This is a genomic window from Adhaeribacter swui (assembly GCF_014217805.1).
Lineage (GTDB): Bacteria > Bacteroidota > Bacteroidia > Cytophagales > Hymenobacteraceae > Adhaeribacter > Adhaeribacter swui.
Genome location: NZ_CP055156.1, coordinates 3,345,810 through 3,365,640 on the forward strand (window position 1 = coordinate 3,345,810; position 19,831 = coordinate 3,365,640).

Below are 19,831 nucleotides of genomic sequence, written 5' to 3' on the forward strand. Positions count from 1 at the left end.
CAACCAATAGTTAAGAAAAGATATCTGGTTTAGCAGGGTAAAGGCCAATGGAGGAGAATAATAATTATAAAATTTTTTTAAAAAATTGAAAAATTTCGGCAGAAAAACAAAGTTTGGCAAAAACAGGAACGATAATTGTTAAAATCGGGAAATATAGTAAAAACCAATTTTAAGAACGTAAAATCAATTGGTAAGTAACTAGGTAATAATAACTTAACCGGAGGTAAATTTTAATTTTTAAAAATCCGGTTAATTAATTATGAAATTTGCCTTAAAATATTTAGTTTTTTAATTTTTTTCTATAATTCAAAAAATAATTAGTAATTTTATATCCGAGAAACTTGTTACACCAAAAATCTCTAACTATTAACCAAAAATAATATGAAAATTGCAGTTGTAGGAACAGGCTATGTAGGCCTGGTTACCGGAACCTGTCTGGCCGAAGTGGGCATGGATGTTACCTGTATTGACATTGACGTAAAAAAAATTGAAAATTTGAAGAAAGGTATCCTGCCGATCTATGAGCCAGGATTAGAAGAAATGGTGTTACGGAACACTGCTCAAGGTCGCCTGCACTTTTCTAACGACATTGAATCGAGCATTCAGGATGCGGATGTTGCTTTTATCGCGGTAGGTACCCCTCCCGGCGAAGATGGCAGCGCTGATTTAAAATATGTATTGGCCGTTGCCCGCAGCGTTGGTAAATACATGAATAACTACACCGTGGTAGTAACCAAGAGCACCGTGCCGGTTGGTACTGCTATTAAAGTAAAAGCGGCTATCACCGAAGAATTAGCTCTCCGCAATTCTTACGTAGAGTTTGATGTGGCTTCTAACCCAGAATTCCTGAAGGAAGGCGCCGCAATCGACGACTTCCTGAAACCAGATCGTATTGTAGTGGGGGTTGAATCTGCCCGCGCCGAAGAAGTAATGCGCCGCTTGTACAAGCCTTTCTTGTTAAATGGTCACCCGATCATTTTCATGGACGTGCCTTCGGCCGAGATGACCAAATACGCTGCTAACTCCATGCTGGCTACTAAAATTTCTTTCATGAACGACATTGCCAACCTGTGCGAAATTATGGGTGCCGATGTAAACATGGTTCGGAGAGGCATTGGCAGCGACCCGCGGATTGGTAACAAATTTATCTACCCTGGTATTGGTTACGGCGGTTCTTGCTTCCCGAAAGACGTAAAAGCTTTAATTAAAACAGCTTCGGAGAACGGTTACAGCATGCAAATTTTAAAAGCGGTTGAATCGGTAAACGAAAACCAGAAGTCCGTTTTATTCAACAAAGTAATGGATCATTTTGGCGGCGACATTGCCGGTAAAACTTTTGCTTTGTGGGGCCTTTCTTTCAAACCAAAAACCGATGATATGCGCGAAGCGCCGTCTTTGGTAATTATCGAGAAATTATTAGCCGCTGGCGCTAACGTGCGGGCTTACGATCCGGTAGCGATGGAAGAAGCGAAACACAGCTTAGGCGATACCATCGTTTTCGCGAATGATCAGCACGATGCCTTAATTGATGCCGATGCTTTATTAATTATTACCGAGTGGCCGGAGTTCCGTACCCCGAACCTGAAAGTGTTAGGTAAGTTAATGAACGACAAAGTTATTTTCGATGGCCGAAATATTTATGAAGCTAAAGAAATCCAAGAAGCAGGATTTGCGTATTATTGCATCGGTGTGAAGACGAATCTTCACGATGTAGCAACCGTATAATCCTTCAATGACAAGAAAACGCGTACTGATCACCGGCGGTGCCGGCTTTTTAGGGTCGCATCTCTGCGACCGCTTTATCCGGGAAGGTTACCATGTTATTGCCATGGATAACCTCATCACCGGTGATTTAAGTAACATTGAGCATTTATTTAAACTCGAGCAGTTCGAGTTTTACCACCACGATGTATCCAAGTACGTGTTTGTGCCGGGGCATCTGGATTACATCCTGCATTTTGCCTCGCCGGCCAGCCCCATTGATTATTTGCGTATTCCCATTCAGACCCTCAAAGTAGGGTCTTTGGGAACGCATAATCTGTTGGGTTTAGCTAAAAACAAAGGCGCCCGCATGTTAATTGCGTCTACCTCGGAGGTATACGGCGACCCGGAAATTCACCCGCAGGTAGAAGAGTACTGGGGCAACGTAAACCCGGTAGGCCCCCGGGGCTGTTACGACGAAGCCAAGCGGTTTCAGGAGGCCATGACCATGGCGTACCACATGCACCACGGTCTGGAAACCCGCATTGTCCGGATTTTTAATACCTACGGCCCGCGCATGCGCCTGGATGATGGCCGCGTATTGCCGGCCTTTATTACGCAAGCCTTACGGGGCGAAGAGTTATCGATTTTTGGCGATGGTTCGCAAACGCGTTCTTTCTGCTACGTCGATGATTTAATCGAAGGAATTTACCGCTTGTTACTCAGCGATTATCCGTTGCCGGTAAACATTGGGAACCCCGACGAAATTACCATTAAAGAGTTTGCCGAGGAAATCTGTAATTTAACCGGCGTGCCTTTAAACTTAGGCTACCAGCCATTGCCCAAAGATGATCCGCAAAAGCGCCGTCCGGATATTACCAAAGCCAAAGAAATTCTCGGTTGGGAACCTCAAATCTCCCGCTCCGAAGGTTTAAAACGCACCCTGGAGTATTTTAAGCAACACGTGTAAGATCGTTATATTTTAAATTTTAAAAAACCGCAGTTACCCTGCGGTTTTTTTGTTTTTATCAAAGTCAAAACTTAGTGAGTCTATACCCTAGATTTTTAGATTAAACCGATTAAATGAAAAAAGTCCCTCTTTGAAGGGAGTAGGGGTAGGATTTAGAACTTCTGATCAAAGTTTACAATAGATGTTATTTAAATTACCCTGAGTTTGAGATAAGAAAAGAAACCATTTAAAAGAAAGTTATCTTATTCTATTTCCTTCTGAAGGATTCAAAAACAGCAAAACTATAGTTATAGCGATTTTATAACTACTGCCATTGGCTATTCTATTTGAGTAAATTAATACTTCTGTCGGGTTCAAGTTAACTTATTGATATTGTTCCTAAGATAAATAAAATATTAAATTAAAATATAAATATTTAAGGAATAAACAGAATGCTGCATAGTTGCTTGTATTTAAATTAAATAGAATTTTTTTAGATAGATCTTGATCGGAAATATGCAGAATGCTAGATGTTTAAACCAGCGATAAGCTTTAAGACGATAAATTAAAATTACATTAATTCAAAATAGTTATTTATTAAGATTAAAAATCCTACTTTTGTTTAAATAAGTTTAAAGGTAAATAGAACTTTAGCGGTTTTGCAGGAATATAGTACTAAGTGTACATATAAAGCAGAAAAGCTTTCTGTTACTTAACAAAGAAACTTTAGTGGATTTTAAAAATTGATCTAAATTTGGTTAACTGCATTAATGAATTTAAAAAATAAAAAGGTTCTTATAACCGGTGCGGATGGCTTTATCGGTAGCCATTTAGTAGAACGGCTTTTAGAGGAAGGCTGCCAAGTAAAAGCTTTTTGTTATTACAATTCTTTTAATACCTGGGGGTGGTTAGATACCCTGGCTAAAGATCAGTTGCAACAAATAGAAGTATTTACGGGTGATGTGCGGGATTCTAATGGGGTACGGACGGCTATGCAGGGTTGTGAAATCGTATTTCATCTGGCGGCTTTAATCGCTATCCCTTATAGTTACCACTCCCCGGATAGCTATGTAGATACGAATATCAAAGGCACTTTAAATATTTTACAAGCAGCCCGGGATTTAGGAGTGCAGAAAATTCTGGTTACATCCACCTCCGAGGTATACGGAACAGCTCTTTATGTACCCATAGACGAAAAACATCCGCGACAAGGGCAGTCTCCTTATTCCGCTACTAAAATTGGCGCAGATGCAATCGCGGAATCTTTTTACCGGAGCTTTAATCTGCCCGTTACCATTGTGCGGCCTTTTAATACTTTCGGGCCCCGGCAATCTGCCAGGGCGGTTATTCCTACTATTATCACGCAATTACTTGCCGGTAAAAATGGAATTAAATTAGGGTCTTTACACCCCACCAGAGATTTACTCTTTGTAAAAGATACGGCTAATGGCTTTGTGGAGATTGCGAAAGCAGAAGCAACCATCGGTGAAGAAGTAAATATTGCTACTCAATCCGAAATTACTATTGGCGAATTAGCTCAAATGTTAATTGCTAAAATTAACCCGCAAGCCCAAATAATTAGCGATGATGTTCGGTTGCGGCCGGCAAAAAGTGAAGTAGAAAGGCTTTTCGGCTCTAATGAAAAAATCAAGCGCCTTACCAATTGGCAACCGCAGTATAGTTTTAGCCAAGCCTTAGACGAAACGATTAACTGGTTTAAACAACCTGAAAATTTAGCTAAGTACAAAGCAGATATTTACAACGTTTAAAATCAGTTGTTTATAATAAAAAAATAGGTACTGTAAGTAAATATGTCTTTAACTTCTCAGCCCATTACCGAACATGCTGTTTCCAGTGCCATTGTAGCGCTTTGTCAGTTTATTAAAGAGCTTTTTCCGGGGCAGGAATTTATACCGTTGCATGAACCCCGTTTTGTGGGGAACGAACGGAAGTATGTGTTGGACGCAATCGATTCTACTTACGTTTCGTCGGTGGGTAAGTACGTGGATCAGTTTGAAGCCATGATCCGGGATTATACTGGTGCCCGCTATGCGGTAGCTACGGTTAATGGCACGGCCGCCTTGCACATGGCTTTATTGCTGGCCGGCGTAAACCGCAACGAATTAGTAATAACCCAGCCCTTTTCTTTTATTGCTACCTGCAATGCCATCTCCTACGTAGGTGCTTCGCCGTTATTTGTGGATATAAATAAATCTACTTTGGGGCTTTCTGCGGATGTTTTAAGCGATTTTTTAAAAAATCAAACCGAATTTCGTGCGGGTAATACCTACCACAGAGAAACCGGAAAACGAATAGCCGCTTGTGTGCCCATGCATACTTTCGGCCATCCCGCTGAAATCGAACAAATAATAAACAGTTGCCGGGAGTATGCTATTCCGGTGATAGAAGATGCGGCGGAATCCCTGGGGAGTACTTTCGGGGGAAAACAAACGGGTACCTTCGGGTTATTGGGTACCTACAGCTTTAACGGCAACAAAACAATAACCAGCGGCGGCGGCGGCATGATTGTAACGGATGATGAAAAGCTGGGGAAAATGGCCAAGCATTTAACCACCCAGGCCAAAGTGCCGCATCGTTGGGACTTCGTGCATGATCATATTGGTTTTAATTACCGCCTCCCAAATTTAAACGCCGCAATGGCCTGCGCCCAACTGGAGCAACTAAATCAATTTATTTCGAATAAGCGCGAATTAACGCAACAGTACAAAAAGTATTTCGAGCGAGAAACTGCTTTTAAGTTAATACAGGAACCTGCCGGAGCACGGTCTAATTACTGGCTCAATGCTGTACTTTGCCCCAACAGGAGCCACCGCGATGCCTTATTGGCTTATAGCAACGACCACGGGGTAATGACCCGCCCCGCCTGGCAATTAATGCACCGCCTGGATATGTTTAAAGACTGCCCCCGGACGGATTTGCCGGTAGCCGAATGGATAGAAGAAAGATTAGTTAATATACCCAGTAGCGTGCGAGTGAATGGCTAAAGAACGTATTCTGTTATTAGGCGCAGGCGGGCATGGCAAATCCGTAATAGAAGCTATCGAGTCGGAAGGGCGTTTCGAAATTGCGGGTATTCTCGATAGTCCGGATAAAGTGGGACAAACCCTATTGGGTTACCCGGTTTTGGGTACCGATGCCGATTTGCATGCGTTTATTACCAGTATACCCAACGTGATTATTGCCGTGGGGCAATTAAAAAGTGCGGCTAAACGAAAGCAATTATTTCAACTGGCCAAAGATGCCGGGGCTATTTTGCCGGTTATTGTGGCTTCTACGGCGTATGTATCTAAACACGCAACCTTAGCGGAAGGTACCGTAGTATTGCACCAGGCCTTTGTAAATGCCGCTGCCCGTATTGGTAAAAATAGCATTATCAATACCTCGGCTATCGTGGAGCACGATGCTACCATTGGAGATCATTGCCATATTTCGACCAAAGCGGTGATCAATGGGGAATGTAGCCTAGGCCATGAAGTCTTTATTGGAAGTGGGGCCATTCTGAAGAACGGAATTTTTATTCAGGATAAAGTAGTTATAGGAGCCGGTGCCGTTGTGCTTAAAACAGGAAAGACAAATTCTGTTTTAGTTGGTAATCCGGCTAAAGAAATATGAAATGAACAGAACGCTTATAATTGCCGAAGCCGGAGTAAATCATAATGGCAGTATCGAGCTTGCCAAGAAGCTGATAGATGCTGCTGTAGAAGCCGGAGTAGATTATGTTAAGTTTCAAACTTTTCAGGCAGAGAAATTAGTAAGTAAATCAGCTAGAAAAGCCGAATACCAGGCTAAGAATATTAACGACAATGATAACTCTCAGTTTGCCATGTTAAAAAAACTAGAGTTAGACACTAAAACCCATCACCTTTTAATCGAATACTGCAGAACCAAAAATATTAAGTTTCTATCTACTGCTTTTGACCTGGAAAGTATTGATCTCCTGAATGACTTAGGCATAGATATTTTTAAAATTCCTTCCGGAGAAATTACCAACTTTCCTTATCTACAAAAAATTGGCTCTTTGCAGAAGCCGGTGATTTTATCTACCGGTATGGCTAATCTGGCTGAAATTGAAGCGGCCTTGGAGGTTCTGGAAAACGCCGGCACCAATAGAGCCCATATTACCGTTCTACATTGTAATACAGAATACCCGACACCCATGCCGGATGTAAACTTAAAAGCCATGCTTTCAATCGGGCAAGCTTTTCAGGTACCTGTGGGGTATTCAGATCATACTTTAGGTATTGAGGTTCCAATTGCAGCGGTAGCTATGGGAGCCGTTTGCATTGAAAAGCATTTTACCTTAGATAAAACGATGGAAGGGCCGGATCATATTGCCTCCTTGGAGCCCCATGAATTAAAAGCCATGGTTACGGCTATCCGCAATATAGAGGCCGCTATGGGAGATGGTATTAAAAGGCCATCGCCCTCCGAACTGAAAAATAAAGAAGTAGTAAGAAAAAGTATTCATATTCTCAAGAAAGTTAATCAAAACGAAATGATTACTGCGGATCATCTTATTGCTAAAAGACCAGCTGGTGGTATATCTCCAATGTTATGGGAACACGTTTGTGGGAAAGTCGCAACTAATGACCTATTTGAGGGGGACATTTTAAAATGGGAAGATTTTAGATGAAGAGGAAAATTGCTGTTATTACAGGCACAAGAGCTGAATATGGTTTATTATATTGGACTTTAAAAGCTTTAAAGGAAGATGATGAGATAGAACTTTTGATACTGGTAACAGGTATGCATTTATCTCCTGAGTTTGGTTTAACTTATCGGCAAATAGAGTCTGATGGTTTTATTATCAATAAAAAAATTGAAACCATTTTATCCTCTGATAGCTCAGTTGGTGTAGGTAAAGCTATGGGATTAGGACTAATAAGCTTTGTAGAAGCTTATAAAGAGTTGAAGCCAGATTTAATTTTAGTGTTAGGAGATCGATTTGAGATTTTCTCAGCAGTTGCAGCTGCAATGGTCTCTCGGATTCCCGTTGCACATTGCCACGGGGGAGAGTCAACTTTCGGGTTAATTGATGAACCTATTAGGCACTCTATAACAAAAATGAGCCATCTGCATTTTACCTCAACTGAAATATATCGTAATAGGGTTATCCAATTAGGAGAGAACCCTGCCAGAGTTTGGAATGTAGGAGCATTAGGAATAGAAAATATTAATAGAGTTAAATTACTAAATAAAGAAGCATTTGAGGAGTCTATTCAATTCCAGCTTTTGCCACGAAATCTTTTAATTACATTTCATCCAGTAACATTAGAGATGGCTACTGCTGAAGAGCAATTTAACAATCTATTGAACGCACTTAATGATCTTGATGAAGTCGGCTTAATTTTTACGAAGCCAAATGCAGATACAGATGGTAGAGTAATAATTAATTTGATCGATCAATTTGTGTCAGAAAACAATCAAAAATCAATTGCTTTTACAAACTTAGGACAACTCCGTTATTTATCTGCTTTGCAATTTGTGGATGGCGTTATTGGTAATTCGTCAAGTGGTTTGATAGAAGCCCCCAGCTTCAAAGTGGGTACTTTAAATATAGGAGCGAGACAACAGGGGAGAATAAAAGCCACTAGTGTAATAGATTGTGAACCTACCATAGAATCAATTCAGCAGGGCTTAGCTAAATTGTTTACTGTTGAGTTTAAAGAAACGCTGATTCATGTTGAAAATCCATATGGTAGTAGAAACGCATCTGAACAAATTGTTCCAGTACTTAAAAGCATTGAACTAGAAAACTTAATTAAAAAGCAGTTTTACGATATTTTGTAACATGCGCATTGTATTTATAGGTACGGTATTGTTTTCCAGAGTTACCTTAGAAAAGCTGATTGAAATAGGTGCGAATGTGGTGGGCGTAATAACAAAGGAAAAAAATGAATTTAATTCAGATTTTGAAGATTTAACTCCAATATGTTTAAGGGAAGGTATTCCCTTTAAATATGTTAATGATATTAATCATCCTAATAACATAGCTTATATTAAGCATTTAGAGCCTCATGTTATATATTGTTTTGGATGGTCTAGCTTAATCAAAACTGATCTTTTAAACACTGCTCCTTTAGGTGTTATAGGATTTCATCCAGCCGCACTTCCTTATAATAGAGGTCGGCATCCGCTTACTTGGGCATTGGTTCTTGGATTAAAAAAGACAGCTTCTACTTTTTTTATTATGGATGAAGGAGCAGATACCGGAGATATTGTTTCTCAGCAGTTTATTGATATTTCAGATACTGATGATGCGATGTTATTATATAATAAAATAATTGAAGCTGCCCTTGTTCAAATTCCAACCTTTACACAAGCTCTTCAAGAGGGTAATTTAATAACTGTAAAACAACCTGTAGAAGGAAATACCTGGCGTAAAAGAGGAATCGCGGATGGAAAAATTGATTTTAGAATGAATTCTAAGACTATCTATAATCTAGTGAGAGCATTAACCAAGCCGTATGTTGGAGCTCATATTGATTATAAAGGAGAACAAATAAAAATTTGGAAAGCAAATCCAATTCTGTGGAGTGAAGTAAATATAGAGCCAGGTAAAGTCCTTGAAGTGACTGGTAATATAATTAGAGTGAAAACATCTAATGGAGCAATTGAATTAGTTGAACATGGTTTTGAGATTCTACCAAACACGGGAGACTATTTATGAGAAATGTGATAGTAGTTGCTGCACACCCTGATGATGAAGTTTTAGGAGTAGGAGGCACCATTTTAAAACATAAAGCTAGTGGAGATAAGGTTTGTTGGTTAATTGTAACTAACATTTTTGAGCATCAGGGATTCTCTAAAGATAGGGTATTAAGTCGTCAGATTGAAATTCAGAAAGTAGCCAAAGAATTAGGGGTAGATCAAATTATAAAACTTGATTTTCCTACTATGTCGCTGTCCAGTAGTTCAATTATTCAAATGGTTCCTAAAGTATCTTCAGTATTTAATGATTTTAAACCAGAAATTATTTATTGCCACAATCGATCTGATGCACATTCAGATCATAGAATAATTTTTGATGCAGTAATGGCTTGTACAAAATCTTTTCGATATCCTTTTATAAAGCAAGTATTAATGTATGAAACTATTTCTGAAACAGAGTTTGGCCCAGCCTTATTAGAGAAAGCGTTTATTCCAAACTATTTTATTGATATATCTAAATTTCTAAACAAAAAATTAGATATAATGAAAATTTATGAATCAGAAATAGGAGAACATCCTTTTCCAAGAAGCTTGAAGAATATTGAAGCATTAGCAACTTACAGAGGAGCCAGTGTTGGTGTTGAATATGCAGAATCATTCCAGGTAATCAAATACATTGATAAGTAAATTAACCAATTATACATTTAGTAATATTTAAGGTGAATTAAATTTAATGATGTCCCTAGATAATAATATTATTCCTCCAAGTACCACAGGTAGAGAAGCGCTTATTCAATTAGATCGGGCAATAGTAGAATTTAAAACACTTTTTATTGTTGATGACAATGGAATACTGCAAGGTACCCTGACCGATGGGGACATTCGAAGGGGGCTTATTGCCGGAAAGGATATTGACACTTCCGTTGAAAACTTTATGTTCCGGAACTTTCGGTTTTTGTACGAGGGGCAATCTTCTTTAGAAAACATTGCCATGCTCCGGAAGAGTAAAATAGCCTTGGTACCAATAGTAGATGAAAACAAAAAGTTAATTAAAATTATTGATCTGGCCAGTAAAAAATCGCTGCTACCAGTAGATGCCGTAATTATGGCCGGAGGGCGCGGGGAAAGATTAAGGCCTTTAACGGATTCTATACCGAAGCCACTCTTAAAAGTTGGGCTTAAACCTATCATTGAGCATAATATTGATCGGTTGATCTACTTCGGTATAGAAAATATTACGATTAGCATTAAATATTTAGGCGAGCAATTAATTGAAGCGTTTGGTAATGGTCAGGCCAAAGGGGCTAATATCCGGTACATTGCTGAAAAAGAGGCGTTAGGCACTTTAGGCGCCATCAGCTTAATCGAAGATTTTCAGAGTAAGCATGTGTTGATTATGAACTCTGATTTGCTCACTAACATTGATTTTGAAGATTTCTTTCAATCTTACCTGGACCGCAATGCTGATATTGCCATTGCAACTGTACCTTACCAGGTAAACATTCCTTATGCTGTTCTGGAAGTGGAAGACTCTAAAATCCGGGATTTTAAAGAAAAACCCAGTTATACCTATTACTCGAATGCCGGTATTTACCTGGTAAAAAGAGAAATATTAAAGTTAATTCCGAAAGGAGTATTCTATAATGCCACCGATTTAATGGAATTGCTAATTAAAAATAACCAAAACGTAATTTCTTATCCTATTCTGGGATACTGGTTGGATATAGGTAAACAAGAAGATTACTTAAAAGCGCAGGAAGATATAAAACATATTAATTGGTGATGGCAGACCTATATATTATTCCGGCGAGAGGTGGTTCTAAAGGAATACCGGGTAAGAATATTAAACCTTTAAATGGGAAACCTTTAATACACTATACATTAGACGTAGCAAAAGCGGTAGCTAAACCAGAAGATATTATCTGTGTATCTACGGATGATGATGCCATAATTAAAGCAGTAACGGAATACGGGTTTAAGGTTGATTTTAAGAGACCGCCTGAGCTAGCCAGTGATACCGCCGGCATGAACGAGGTTTTACTACATGCCCTTAATTTCTATGAACAAAAGCAAGCTACTATTGATAAAATAATATTATTACAACCTACCTCTCCGTTCCGGAAAGCAGAACAAGTGAAAGAAGCCCTGCTGGTATTTTCGCCTGACATGGACATGGTAGTTTCGGTAAAAGTAACCGATGCGAATCCGTATTATGTATTGGCCGAAGAGAATGAACACGGTTATTTAGAGAAGTCAAAAAAAGCCAATTTCGTCCGTCGGCAAGATTGCCCAATAGTTTATCAATATAACGGTGCTCTTTATATAATTAATCCGCAAATGCTTAAATCTAAGTCGCTGACTGGTTTAGATAGAGTAAAGAAATATGTAATGGATGATATTACTTCAGTTGATCTGGATACTCCGTTAGATTGGAGCTTTGCTGAATTTTTAAAAGGCCGGTTTTAAGTAATTCTGTTGAATGTTAAAAAAGTTAATTTCCCATACTTTAATTTATGGTTTAGCTCCTCAGCTCCCTAAAATTGCTAGTTTGTTTATATTGCCCATTATTACTAAAGATTTAACTACTAAAGATTACGGAATTGCTGGTTTAGTAGAGGCGTATACTGGTGCATTAGGAGCAATTGGTGGTTTAGGTCTTCCAGTAGTATTAAGTAATTACTTTATCAAAGCACGAACTCGTTACAAAGGATTTTGGAAAGAGATTCACGGGATTCTATCGGTTTGGTCTATTGCCTATACCTTTTTATTAGCTCTCTTTTTATACTGTATTTTACCTTCTGAGGCAAACGAGCACTTATATACTATAATATTTTTGAATTGCCTGCCTCCACTTTTATTCAACACAACCAATATTATTGGTAATTACTATTATCAATTAGAACAAAAGCCGTTAGTGATAGGCATTATTTCCGCAACTTCAGGTTTTGTTGCAGTATTCATGAATCTATTTACAATTTCCTATTTGAAAATGGGATACTTAGGTTGGTTTATTTCATCTGCAACGGCTGTATTGGTGACATTCTTATTCTATGTTTATCCTGTATATTTTAAACATGATTTAAGTCCAAATTTTAAATTCAAGTTGAAACGAGTAAAAAAATACCTCAAGATAAGTTTACCTACTATCCCACACTATTATTCCTCTTATTTATTAGATAGTGCTGATAGAGTAATTTTAGGTTATTATAAAGTGAATATTAATAGTTTAGGATTGTATAATGTAGGGTATAATTTTGGTAATTATATCCGTTTTTTGGTGATGGCCATTAATCAGGCCGTATCCCCATTTTATTTGAGGTATTATGCAAAAGGTACTACTAGTTCACAATATGCAGCACGTGATTTAACTTTCTTACTACAAGGAGGTGTGTTATTTATATGTTCTATTTTGGCATTATGGCTTAAGGAAATTTTTCAAATTTTAATTAGTAACAAGGAATTACAAAAAGGCTATGTGGTAGGTATATTAATTATAATGGCATATTCCTATAGACCTATGTATGTGGGTGCTGTAAACAAATTGTTTTATCATGAGAAAACTAGTCAGTTATGGAAAATTTCTTTCATAGCAGGTATCACTAATCTCGTTTTAAATTTAATATTTATTCCTATTTATGGTATCTACGCTGCTGCAGTTACTACTTTTTTGTCTTTGCTTTATATGGGTTTTTCTGCTTACTTTCTAAATGTTTTCAAAAAGATTGAAGATGTTAAATATTATCCTTTAAGATGGATGCTTATTATACTGTTTTTATCTACAACAGTATTTATATTGAAAGATATTAATGTGAGATTTAAAATTACTATCACAATTTTATTTGCATGTTTTATAAGTTTGCTTCTGTATAAACTATATAGAGAATTAAATAAAGAAAATATCTAATGAAGCATGTTTTTTTTGTTCATAGTACTATAACTTCTATTATAGCTGAAGCAATTATAGAACATGAAAATATTTTAATTAAAGATGTAATCATAATACTTGATCGTGAAGCTGTAATAGATAATAAATTTTTAAGTTTTAAATGGCAATTTACGTCACCTCCTGATCAGTTTCCTGCTCATTTTAATATAACTAAGTCATTCAAAAAGCTTTGGTTATTTGATCGGTATATAAAAGAAATAACTTATAATGATTCATTTTATCTTTATGTACCACAAACAGGTATAAAATCTATACAATTACTTATTTCAAATTCTAAATGCCTAGGCTATAGTATTATGGAAGAGGGTTTAGGAAGCTATAAGCATAAGAATATTATAGATAGTAAAAATTATAAAATAGGTTTTTATGTTAGAATCGCCTATTTATTTAGAATAAAGAATAAGAATCCAATGATGGATGGTTATAAAAAATTATATGCAATATCATCAAAAGCATTTCCTGGTTATAATAACCTAATAGTACTAAATCCGAACTTCCAGTACAATAGTATAAAATTAAAGTATAAATATGATAATAGCATTATTTGGATTTTTGATGCTATTTCTATTTATAACATTACTAAAATACAGTTTCATATAGGTGGTATATTAAAGTTATTAAAGTATTTTGAAGAAAAAAGGTATAATAAAATTTATTTTAAACTTCATCCAGCTCAATTGGGAAGAAATGAAGATGAATATTTTAGGAAAATGCTTAGTGTAGATAATAAAATATTATTCGAAGAAATTCCGTACTCTGTACCAATAGAAAGTATAGCAAAGAGTAATAATAATATTAAATTTTTTGTTAATATAAGTTCTATAGGGTTTTATGCAAATCTATTTGGAAATGAAGTATATTCTTATGCTAATTATATAGCAGAATTTGACTCTAATTACAATGAATATCTAGAGTCATTTCCACAGGTCTTTAGAGAGTCAGTAATATTTTTGTAGTATAATTAAAAATTGTTAGTAGTCTATATAATTATAAAAATATGTAATGATATATTTGTAAAATAATACAATTTAATACATTGTATTCAAAATCGTTTACATTATAATTATTGCATCTAAATAATAAAATTTTGTTTAATGAACAGCTCAAATGAACTTGGTATTTCAGTAATTGTCTGCTGTTATAATAGTGCTATTAGATTGCCAGAAACATTAAAAAGATTAGCTTTACAGCAAGTTTCGGAGATTGTCTCTTGGGAACTTATTGTTATTGATAATGCATCAATTGATAATACTTTTGAAGTTGCTAAATATGAATGGCAAAAATACAATACTAATATTCCATTTCGTGTAGTAAAACAACCCAAACCTGGATTGACCTTTGCTAGAGAGATGGGAGTAGAGTGTTCTAAGTTTAGTTTTATTTTATTCTGTGATGATGATAATTGGTTAACTCCTAATTATTTGGAATTAGGTTTTTCTATTTTAAAAGAATTTGATGAAGTTGGCATAGTAGGTGGAAAAGGCGAAGTAGTTTCGGACGTAAATATACCAGCTTGGTATAACAGATACAGTAGTTTCTATGCAACTGCACCACAATTCAATAAATCTGGTTATATAGATTCAAACAAACCTGCGCTTTATGGTGCAGGTTTGTTTATAAAAAAAGAAGTATTTACTAGACTTAATCAGAAAGGGTTTAAGAGTATTTTAACCGATCGAAAAGGTGCATTACTTTCTTCGGGTGGAGATTATGAACTTTGTTATGCTGCTACATTAATTGGGTATAAACTATATTATGATGAAAAGTTATTATTTTATCATTATATGCCAGCTGAAAGATTAACAATTAATTATTTGCAAAAATTAACAAGTGCTATTGCTTATTCTAGTATTCAATTGTTGATCTATTTGCATTTAATCAATGGTCGTAAATTAAACAAGTATTCTTGGATTAAAGATACTTTATATATTTTAAAAATTACACTTAAATCTTTATTTAATCTCTTAGTTAGAGAAAATTATAATCAATTAGAAAATAGAATTGACTTTAAGTATAATTATAGTTCATTAAAATCTATTTGGAATATGAGAAAGATGTATCAAACTTACTACTTACAAATAGCTAGATTAATTAGTAGTAATAAGTAGCATATATTATTAAGTTAACTTTTGAAAAGTGTTAAATTATATAAGTAAAATATTTAAGCTATTTTTTAATAAGCTTTTAACGTTGTATATATTGATAAGGCATTATGAAATGCCGCAAACATGTCGATACTTCATAAGATACTTTTATTTAGGTAAAATTGTCCAATGTAAATATTTTATACATGATTTTATTTTAAAAAAGCCATATAAAGTAATCTGCTATAATAGTGAATTTGCTCCAGAATTAAAATTTGTTGTGCCTTTTGCATATTGGCATCATTTAAATGGAACGTTAAAACAAACATATTCTTCAAAACAGACTAAAGGTTTATATTTTTTTTCAGAAAATCATATAGAGAAATATGAGGAAAGAGTATGGTGTGATTTTAATTATGATATAGAAATACCAAATAGCCAAGATCATAGCTTGAAGTATGATTATAGTAAGTGGGCGCAAGTTCCATTCAAAAGTCATTATAAAAATAATCTATTTATTTTTGATAAACCAATTGTTGTTATAGCAAATCGATATAACTCAGAATGGGATGGGGGGCCTATTTCGTATATTGATATTCCCTCATTAGAATACTTGATTAAAGTTCTTTCTCCTAATTTTACATTAATTTATAATAGACCTTCTTCAGACTTGATTGTTAATGACAATAGTAAAGTTTATAATTTAAATGAAAAAGAGGTTATTCGGAACAAGTACTATGATAAAATTCTATTTGCAGAGGATCTTTTTAATAGCTCGGAAAATAAATTTGATAGTTTTAATCAATTTCAATTGATGTTATATGCGAATTGTGAAAAGTTTATTTCAGTTCATGGTGGTACTGCTGTTTTAGCAAGTTACTTTGGTGGTAAAAATATTATTCTATCAAGTAAAGGGATTGAACATGTTTGTAACGAATTTGAAACAATTTTTCCAAAACTTTCCGGTGCCAAAATATATGTTGCAAAATCTTGTAAACAATTGTTAGAGTTAGTAGAGAATGTTTATTTGAATGAGTAATATATTGTTAATATCTCCTGAACCTTGGGGGGCGAATTTCGTTTCAAAGCATCATTATGCCTTAGAATTAGTTAAACGAGGTAATATCGTATTCTATCTTAATCCGCCGAGTAAGGGTTTAGGTAAAAAAGTATTTGTTCAGCAGTTAAATGACTGTTCCAATCTCAAAATAGTTGATTATACCCCCATATTTAGAGGTTTAAATAAATTGCCAGCTGGGTTGTCTAGTTTTTTAATGAAACTAGATATAACAAGAATATTGAAGGTTTTAAATGTGGATTTAGATATTGTTTGGAGCTTTGATCCGTTTAGATTTCAAAAATTAAATTTATTTTTATCAAAATTTAAGATTTATCATTCAGTGGATGTGCATCACACAACTAAAGAATACTTAATTGCAAAAAATGCTGATGTGATATTTTCAACGGCACATAAAATACTTAACAAATTTAGTGAAATAAAGCTTCCAAAGTATTTTGTTAATCATGGATTGGCCTCTCATTTTATTGATAATAAAAGTTTGATTAAATATTCTCTTGTTGGTGATCAATTAGTTAAAGTAGGATATGTCGGTAATTTAAATTATAAGTATTTAGATAAAGAGAGGCTTTATAAAATAATTTCAGAAAATCTAAATTGTGGGTTCTATTTTATAGGTCCAAGGTATTCAAATAATTTAAGTAATGCCGAAATAAATAAAGAGTTTTTTAATCAATTAGAAGTGCTTCCTAATGTCTATTTTTTAGGGCAGATCCCTTCTAAAGAACTCCCTCATTATTTGTGTTTGTTCGATATGTTTCTAATGTGCTATAAAGGTGATGAGAATATTGCTTCTATGGCAAATCCTCACAAGCTTCTAGAATACTTTAGTACAGGTAAGATTGTTTTAAGTCATTATATAGACGAATATGCCAGATACAAGGATTTGTTGGTCATGGCTGATAATAATGAAAATTTACCAATCTTGTTTTCAAAAGTTGTAACAAGCTTAGATTACTACAATAGTTTAGATTTGCAACATAAAAGAAAAGCCTTTGCTTATGATAATACCTATGCAAAACAACTTGATAGAATAGAAAGTATAATTCTGAAGTATATAAAATTGTGAAGAATGTGTTGTGGGTTTCGATTGCTTTTCCTCCTAAAAGTGATCCAGAGTGCTTACAGAATGCCAAGTATTTTAAATACCTTTCAATAATTGAAGGTATTGATATCAATGTTGTAACTTCTAAGATTCCTACGCTCTTTATGCCTTACGATGCTCAATTGGAATCTTATGTAAGTAAAAGTCAATCTAAAGTTGAAATTAAAATCGCTGAAAATAAGCTAACTAACTTTTTAATACGCAAGATATCGCCGAATATTTTGCAGAATCCTGATTCAAAATTTACTTTTCATTGGCAATGGAGGCAAGTAACTCGCCAAATAACCACAAAGCCAGATGTTATATATTCCAGATCATTTCCTTTGAGCTCTAGTATTATGGCACTTAAGCTTAAGAAATTCTACCAGGTTCCTTGGGTTATGCACTTAAGCGATCCGTGGGCAGATTCTCCTTTACATGCTTATACAGGTGAAACTTATATAAGCCATAAGAAAATGGAAAAGGAATGTTTTGAAAATGCTGATAAGATTTGCCTTACTTCTAATTTAACTATTGAGCACTATAAAATACTATATCCTAACTATAAGCACAAGTTCGTGTTATTCCCAAATGTTTTTGATAATGATGATATTCTAAAATCAGAATTTGTATTTGAGAAAAAACTTAAGTTTGTGTACACTGGGGGATTAGTAGAAGAAAGAAGCCCGAAAGTACTTTTTGAAACTCTTGATGAAATGTTTACTTACAATTCTTCTCTATTTGACAATGTTGAGTTTTTATTTGCCGGAGCTCTGGATAGGTATAATAAAGGGCTTTTCGATTCTTGTACTTTACCTTTTGTGAAACATTTAGGAGAAATGCCGTTTAAGAATGCTTTAGCATTACAAAGAAATGCAGATGTCTTGCTCGTAATTGATAATCCTATAAAAGATCCACGGCAAGCAATGTATTTTCCGTCTAAGCTCCTGGATTATATGACTGCTAAGCGAAGAGTTCTTGCTATTACCAGCAAAAATAGTTCCTCCTGGGAAATTATAGAAAAAGGATTAGGCGATGTAGTTGAACATAAAAACAAAGAACTATTAAAAGAATATATATCAAGGGCTATTAACGCTTTCACAGCTAAAAGAAGAGGATATTTTGAAATTAGCCATATTGATCCTCTTTATGACGCCGAATACAATGCTAAACGATTAGCGCAGATTATAGAAACCTTATGAAGCAAATTGCAATAGTGCTAGGTACCAGGCCGGAAGCTATTAAATTAATACCTCTTTATTTAAAGTTTAAGGAAAGTAAATTTTTCAATCCTGTTCTAATTTCAACAGGTCAGCATAAAGAAATGCTGGAGCAAATCTTTTCTTTTTTTAATTTATGGCCTGATATTGAATTAAATGTAATGTCTAATAACCAAGGTTTATCAGGTTTAACCTCCATATTGTTTCAAAAACTAGAAGAAGTTATCAGCAGGTATAAATTTGATGGTATAATTGTGCAGGGCGATACCTCTACGGCAATGGTTGGATCTATGGTTTGCTTTTACAACAAAGTAAAGGTTATTCACATAGAAGCAGGCTTAAGAACTTACGATAAATTTTCGCCTTTCCCGGAGGAAGTAAATAGGAGAATAATTGGGCTTGTTGCTGACTTTCATTTTGCGCCAACTGAAAAAGCAGCTAAAGCTCTTGAGAAAGAGAATCTAAATGGTATTTACATTGTAGGAAATACAGTTATAGACAGCCTGATATTGGCGATGAAAAAAATTGCGGCCGATGAAGAAAAATATAAGACTAACTTAGAGATTAGTTTTCCTGATTTTGAAAATAAAAGGTTAGTTCTGGTAACAGGCCACCGCAGAGAAAATTTCGGTAAAGGTTTTGAAGAAATCTGTAAAGCTTTAGCGATGCTTGCGGATAAGCATAAAGAACTATCATTTGTTTATCCAGTACATTTAAATCCTAATGTAAGACAAACGGTTTTCAAGTTTCTGCAAGAATATAAAAATATTCATTTAATAGATCCTCTGCCATATGATCAGTTGTTATACTTAATGAGTAAATCTGTTCTTATTTTAACTGATTCTGGTGGCATACAGGAAGAAGCGCCTTCTTTAAATATTCCTTTGATTGTTATGCGCGATAATACTGAAAGACCGGAAGGGATAGAGGCAGGTTGCGCCGTATTAGCAGGTACTACTGCCAGTAATATTGTTAATTTATTTAAACGAATTTACGAAGACCAGAAGACTTATAATAAAATGGCGCAAGCTGTTAATCCTTATGGAGATGGCAAAAGTGCAGAAAGAATAGTTCAGGTTTTGGAAAAAGAGCTATAA

At 35.2% G+C, this 19,831-nt stretch carries 18 protein-coding genes; all 18 read left to right on the forward strand.

From position 1 onward, the window contains the following. Positions 1–381: 381 nt before the first annotated feature. Positions 382–1,725 carry a UDP-glucose dehydrogenase family protein gene (locus HUW51_RS14125; RefSeq protein WP_185270283.1) on the forward strand — a complete coding sequence of 448 codons (1,344 nt, stop codon included), beginning with the start codon at positions 382–384 and terminating at the stop codon, positions 1,723–1,725. 7 nt (positions 1,726–1,732) lie between these two features. Continuing rightward, positions 1,733–2,671 carry a UDP-glucuronic acid decarboxylase family protein gene (locus HUW51_RS14130; RefSeq protein ID WP_185270284.1) on the forward strand — a complete coding sequence of 313 codons (939 nt, stop codon included), beginning with the start codon at positions 1,733–1,735 and terminating at the stop codon, positions 2,669–2,671. 749 nt (positions 2,672–3,420) lie between these two features. Then, positions 3,421–4,419: an NAD-dependent 4,6-dehydratase LegB gene (locus HUW51_RS14135; RefSeq protein ID WP_185270285.1), complete on the forward strand. Its 999-nt coding sequence runs from the start codon at positions 3,421–3,423 to the stop codon at positions 4,417–4,419. A gap of 42 nt (positions 4,420–4,461) precedes the next feature. Beyond that, entirely contained in the window at positions 4,462–5,655 is a 1,194-nt protein-coding gene (locus HUW51_RS14140) for a LegC family aminotransferase (protein ID WP_185270286.1), read from the forward strand. After that, complete coding sequence (locus HUW51_RS14145) at positions 5,648–6,283, forward strand: acetyltransferase (protein WP_185270287.1); 636 nt, start codon at positions 5,648–5,650, stop codon at positions 6,281–6,283. The genes HUW51_RS14140 and HUW51_RS14145 overlap by 8 nt, the downstream gene beginning before the upstream one ends. After that, entirely contained in the window at positions 6,258–7,304 is a 1,047-nt protein-coding gene (gene neuB / locus HUW51_RS14150) for an N-acetylneuraminate synthase (protein WP_317175601.1), read from the forward strand. Before HUW51_RS14145 ends, neuB begins: the two co-directional genes overlap by 26 nt. After that, positions 7,301–8,461 (forward strand): UDP-N-acetylglucosamine 2-epimerase, encoded by a 1,161-nt coding sequence (gene neuC / locus HUW51_RS14155; protein WP_185270289.1) that lies wholly within the window; start codon positions 7,301–7,303, stop codon positions 8,459–8,461. Before neuB ends, neuC begins: the two co-directional genes overlap by 4 nt. Position 8,462: 1 nt before the next feature. Then, positions 8,463–9,341 carry a formyltransferase family protein gene (locus HUW51_RS14160; RefSeq protein ID WP_185270290.1) on the forward strand — a complete coding sequence of 293 codons (879 nt, stop codon included), beginning with the start codon at positions 8,463–8,465 and terminating at the stop codon, positions 9,339–9,341. Beyond that, positions 9,338–10,009: a PIG-L deacetylase family protein gene (locus HUW51_RS14165; protein WP_185270291.1), complete on the forward strand. Its 672-nt coding sequence runs from the start codon at positions 9,338–9,340 to the stop codon at positions 10,007–10,009. Before HUW51_RS14160 ends, HUW51_RS14165 begins: the two co-directional genes overlap by 4 nt. 46 nt (positions 10,010–10,055) lie before the next feature. After that, the gene (locus tag HUW51_RS14170) at positions 10,056–11,105 is read left to right on the forward strand and encodes a nucleotidyltransferase family protein (RefSeq protein ID WP_185270292.1); all 1,050 of its coding nucleotides are present in this window, start codon (positions 10,056–10,058) and stop codon (positions 11,103–11,105) included. Further along, on the forward strand, positions 11,105–11,788 hold the full coding sequence (locus HUW51_RS14175) for an acylneuraminate cytidylyltransferase family protein (protein WP_185270293.1): 684 nt from the start codon (positions 11,105–11,107) through the stop codon (positions 11,786–11,788). Before HUW51_RS14170 ends, HUW51_RS14175 begins: the two co-directional genes overlap by 1 nt. Positions 11,789–11,801: 13 nt before the next feature. Next, a complete protein-coding gene (locus HUW51_RS14180) occupies positions 11,802–13,226 on the forward strand; it encodes an oligosaccharide flippase family protein (protein ID WP_185270294.1) in 1,425 nt (474 codons plus the stop codon). After that, entirely contained in the window at positions 13,226–14,224 is a 999-nt protein-coding gene (locus tag HUW51_RS14185) for a polysialyltransferase family glycosyltransferase (RefSeq protein WP_185270295.1), read from the forward strand. The genes HUW51_RS14180 and HUW51_RS14185 overlap by 1 nt, the downstream gene beginning before the upstream one ends. A 138-nt stretch (positions 14,225–14,362) precedes the next feature. Next, complete coding sequence (locus HUW51_RS14190; protein WP_185270296.1) at positions 14,363–15,376, forward strand: glycosyltransferase; 1,014 nt, start codon at positions 14,363–14,365, stop codon at positions 15,374–15,376. Positions 15,377–15,404: 28 nt separating this feature from the next. Then, positions 15,405–16,391, forward strand: a complete 987-nt coding sequence (locus HUW51_RS14195; protein WP_228466640.1) for a hypothetical protein — start codon at positions 15,405–15,407, stop codon at positions 16,389–16,391. Then, on the forward strand, positions 16,384–17,499 hold the full coding sequence (locus HUW51_RS14200; protein ID WP_185270297.1) for a glycosyltransferase family protein: 1,116 nt from the start codon (positions 16,384–16,386) through the stop codon (positions 17,497–17,499). The genes HUW51_RS14195 and HUW51_RS14200 overlap by 8 nt, the downstream gene beginning before the upstream one ends. Continuing rightward, positions 17,496–18,716, forward strand: a complete 1,221-nt coding sequence (locus HUW51_RS14205; protein WP_185270298.1) for a glycosyltransferase family protein — start codon at positions 17,496–17,498, stop codon at positions 18,714–18,716. Before HUW51_RS14200 ends, HUW51_RS14205 begins: the two co-directional genes overlap by 4 nt. After that, complete coding sequence (gene wecB / locus HUW51_RS14210) at positions 18,713–19,831, forward strand: non-hydrolyzing UDP-N-acetylglucosamine 2-epimerase (protein WP_185270299.1); 1,119 nt, start codon at positions 18,713–18,715, stop codon at positions 19,829–19,831. The genes HUW51_RS14205 and wecB overlap by 4 nt, the downstream gene beginning before the upstream one ends.

Coding starts and splice junctions, on each gene's coding strand:
- HUW51_RS14165 (WP_185270291.1), top strand. CDS start 9,338: ATGAGAAATGTGATAGTAGTTGCTGCACACCCTGATGATGAAGTTTTA.
- HUW51_RS14185 (WP_185270295.1), top strand. CDS start 13,226: ATGAAGCATGTTTTTTTTGTTCATAGTACTATAACTTCTATTATAGCT.
- HUW51_RS14140 (WP_185270286.1), top strand. CDS start 4,462: ATGTCTTTAACTTCTCAGCCCATTACCGAACATGCTGTTTCCAGTGCC.
- HUW51_RS14130 (WP_185270284.1), top strand. CDS start 1,733: ATGACAAGAAAACGCGTACTGATCACCGGCGGTGCCGGCTTTTTAGGG.
- HUW51_RS14145 (WP_185270287.1), top strand. CDS start 5,648: ATGGCTAAAGAACGTATTCTGTTATTAGGCGCAGGCGGGCATGGCAAA.
- HUW51_RS14200 (WP_185270297.1), top strand. CDS start 16,384: ATGAGTAATATATTGTTAATATCTCCTGAACCTTGGGGGGCGAATTTC.
- HUW51_RS14190 (WP_185270296.1), top strand. CDS start 14,363: ATGAACAGCTCAAATGAACTTGGTATTTCAGTAATTGTCTGCTGTTAT.
- HUW51_RS14170 (WP_185270292.1), top strand. CDS start 10,056: ATGATGTCCCTAGATAATAATATTATTCCTCCAAGTACCACAGGTAGA.
- HUW51_RS14125 (WP_185270283.1), top strand. CDS start 382: ATGAAAATTGCAGTTGTAGGAACAGGCTATGTAGGCCTGGTTACCGGA.
- wecB (WP_185270299.1), top strand. CDS start 18,713: ATGAAGCAAATTGCAATAGTGCTAGGTACCAGGCCGGAAGCTATTAAA.
- HUW51_RS14180 (WP_185270294.1), top strand. CDS start 11,802: ATGTTAAAAAAGTTAATTTCCCATACTTTAATTTATGGTTTAGCTCCT.
- HUW51_RS14135 (WP_185270285.1), top strand. CDS start 3,421: ATGAATTTAAAAAATAAAAAGGTTCTTATAACCGGTGCGGATGGCTTT.
- HUW51_RS14160 (WP_185270290.1), top strand. CDS start 8,463: ATGCGCATTGTATTTATAGGTACGGTATTGTTTTCCAGAGTTACCTTA.
- HUW51_RS14175 (WP_185270293.1), top strand. CDS start 11,105: ATGGCAGACCTATATATTATTCCGGCGAGAGGTGGTTCTAAAGGAATA.
- neuC (WP_185270289.1), top strand. CDS start 7,301: ATGAAGAGGAAAATTGCTGTTATTACAGGCACAAGAGCTGAATATGGT.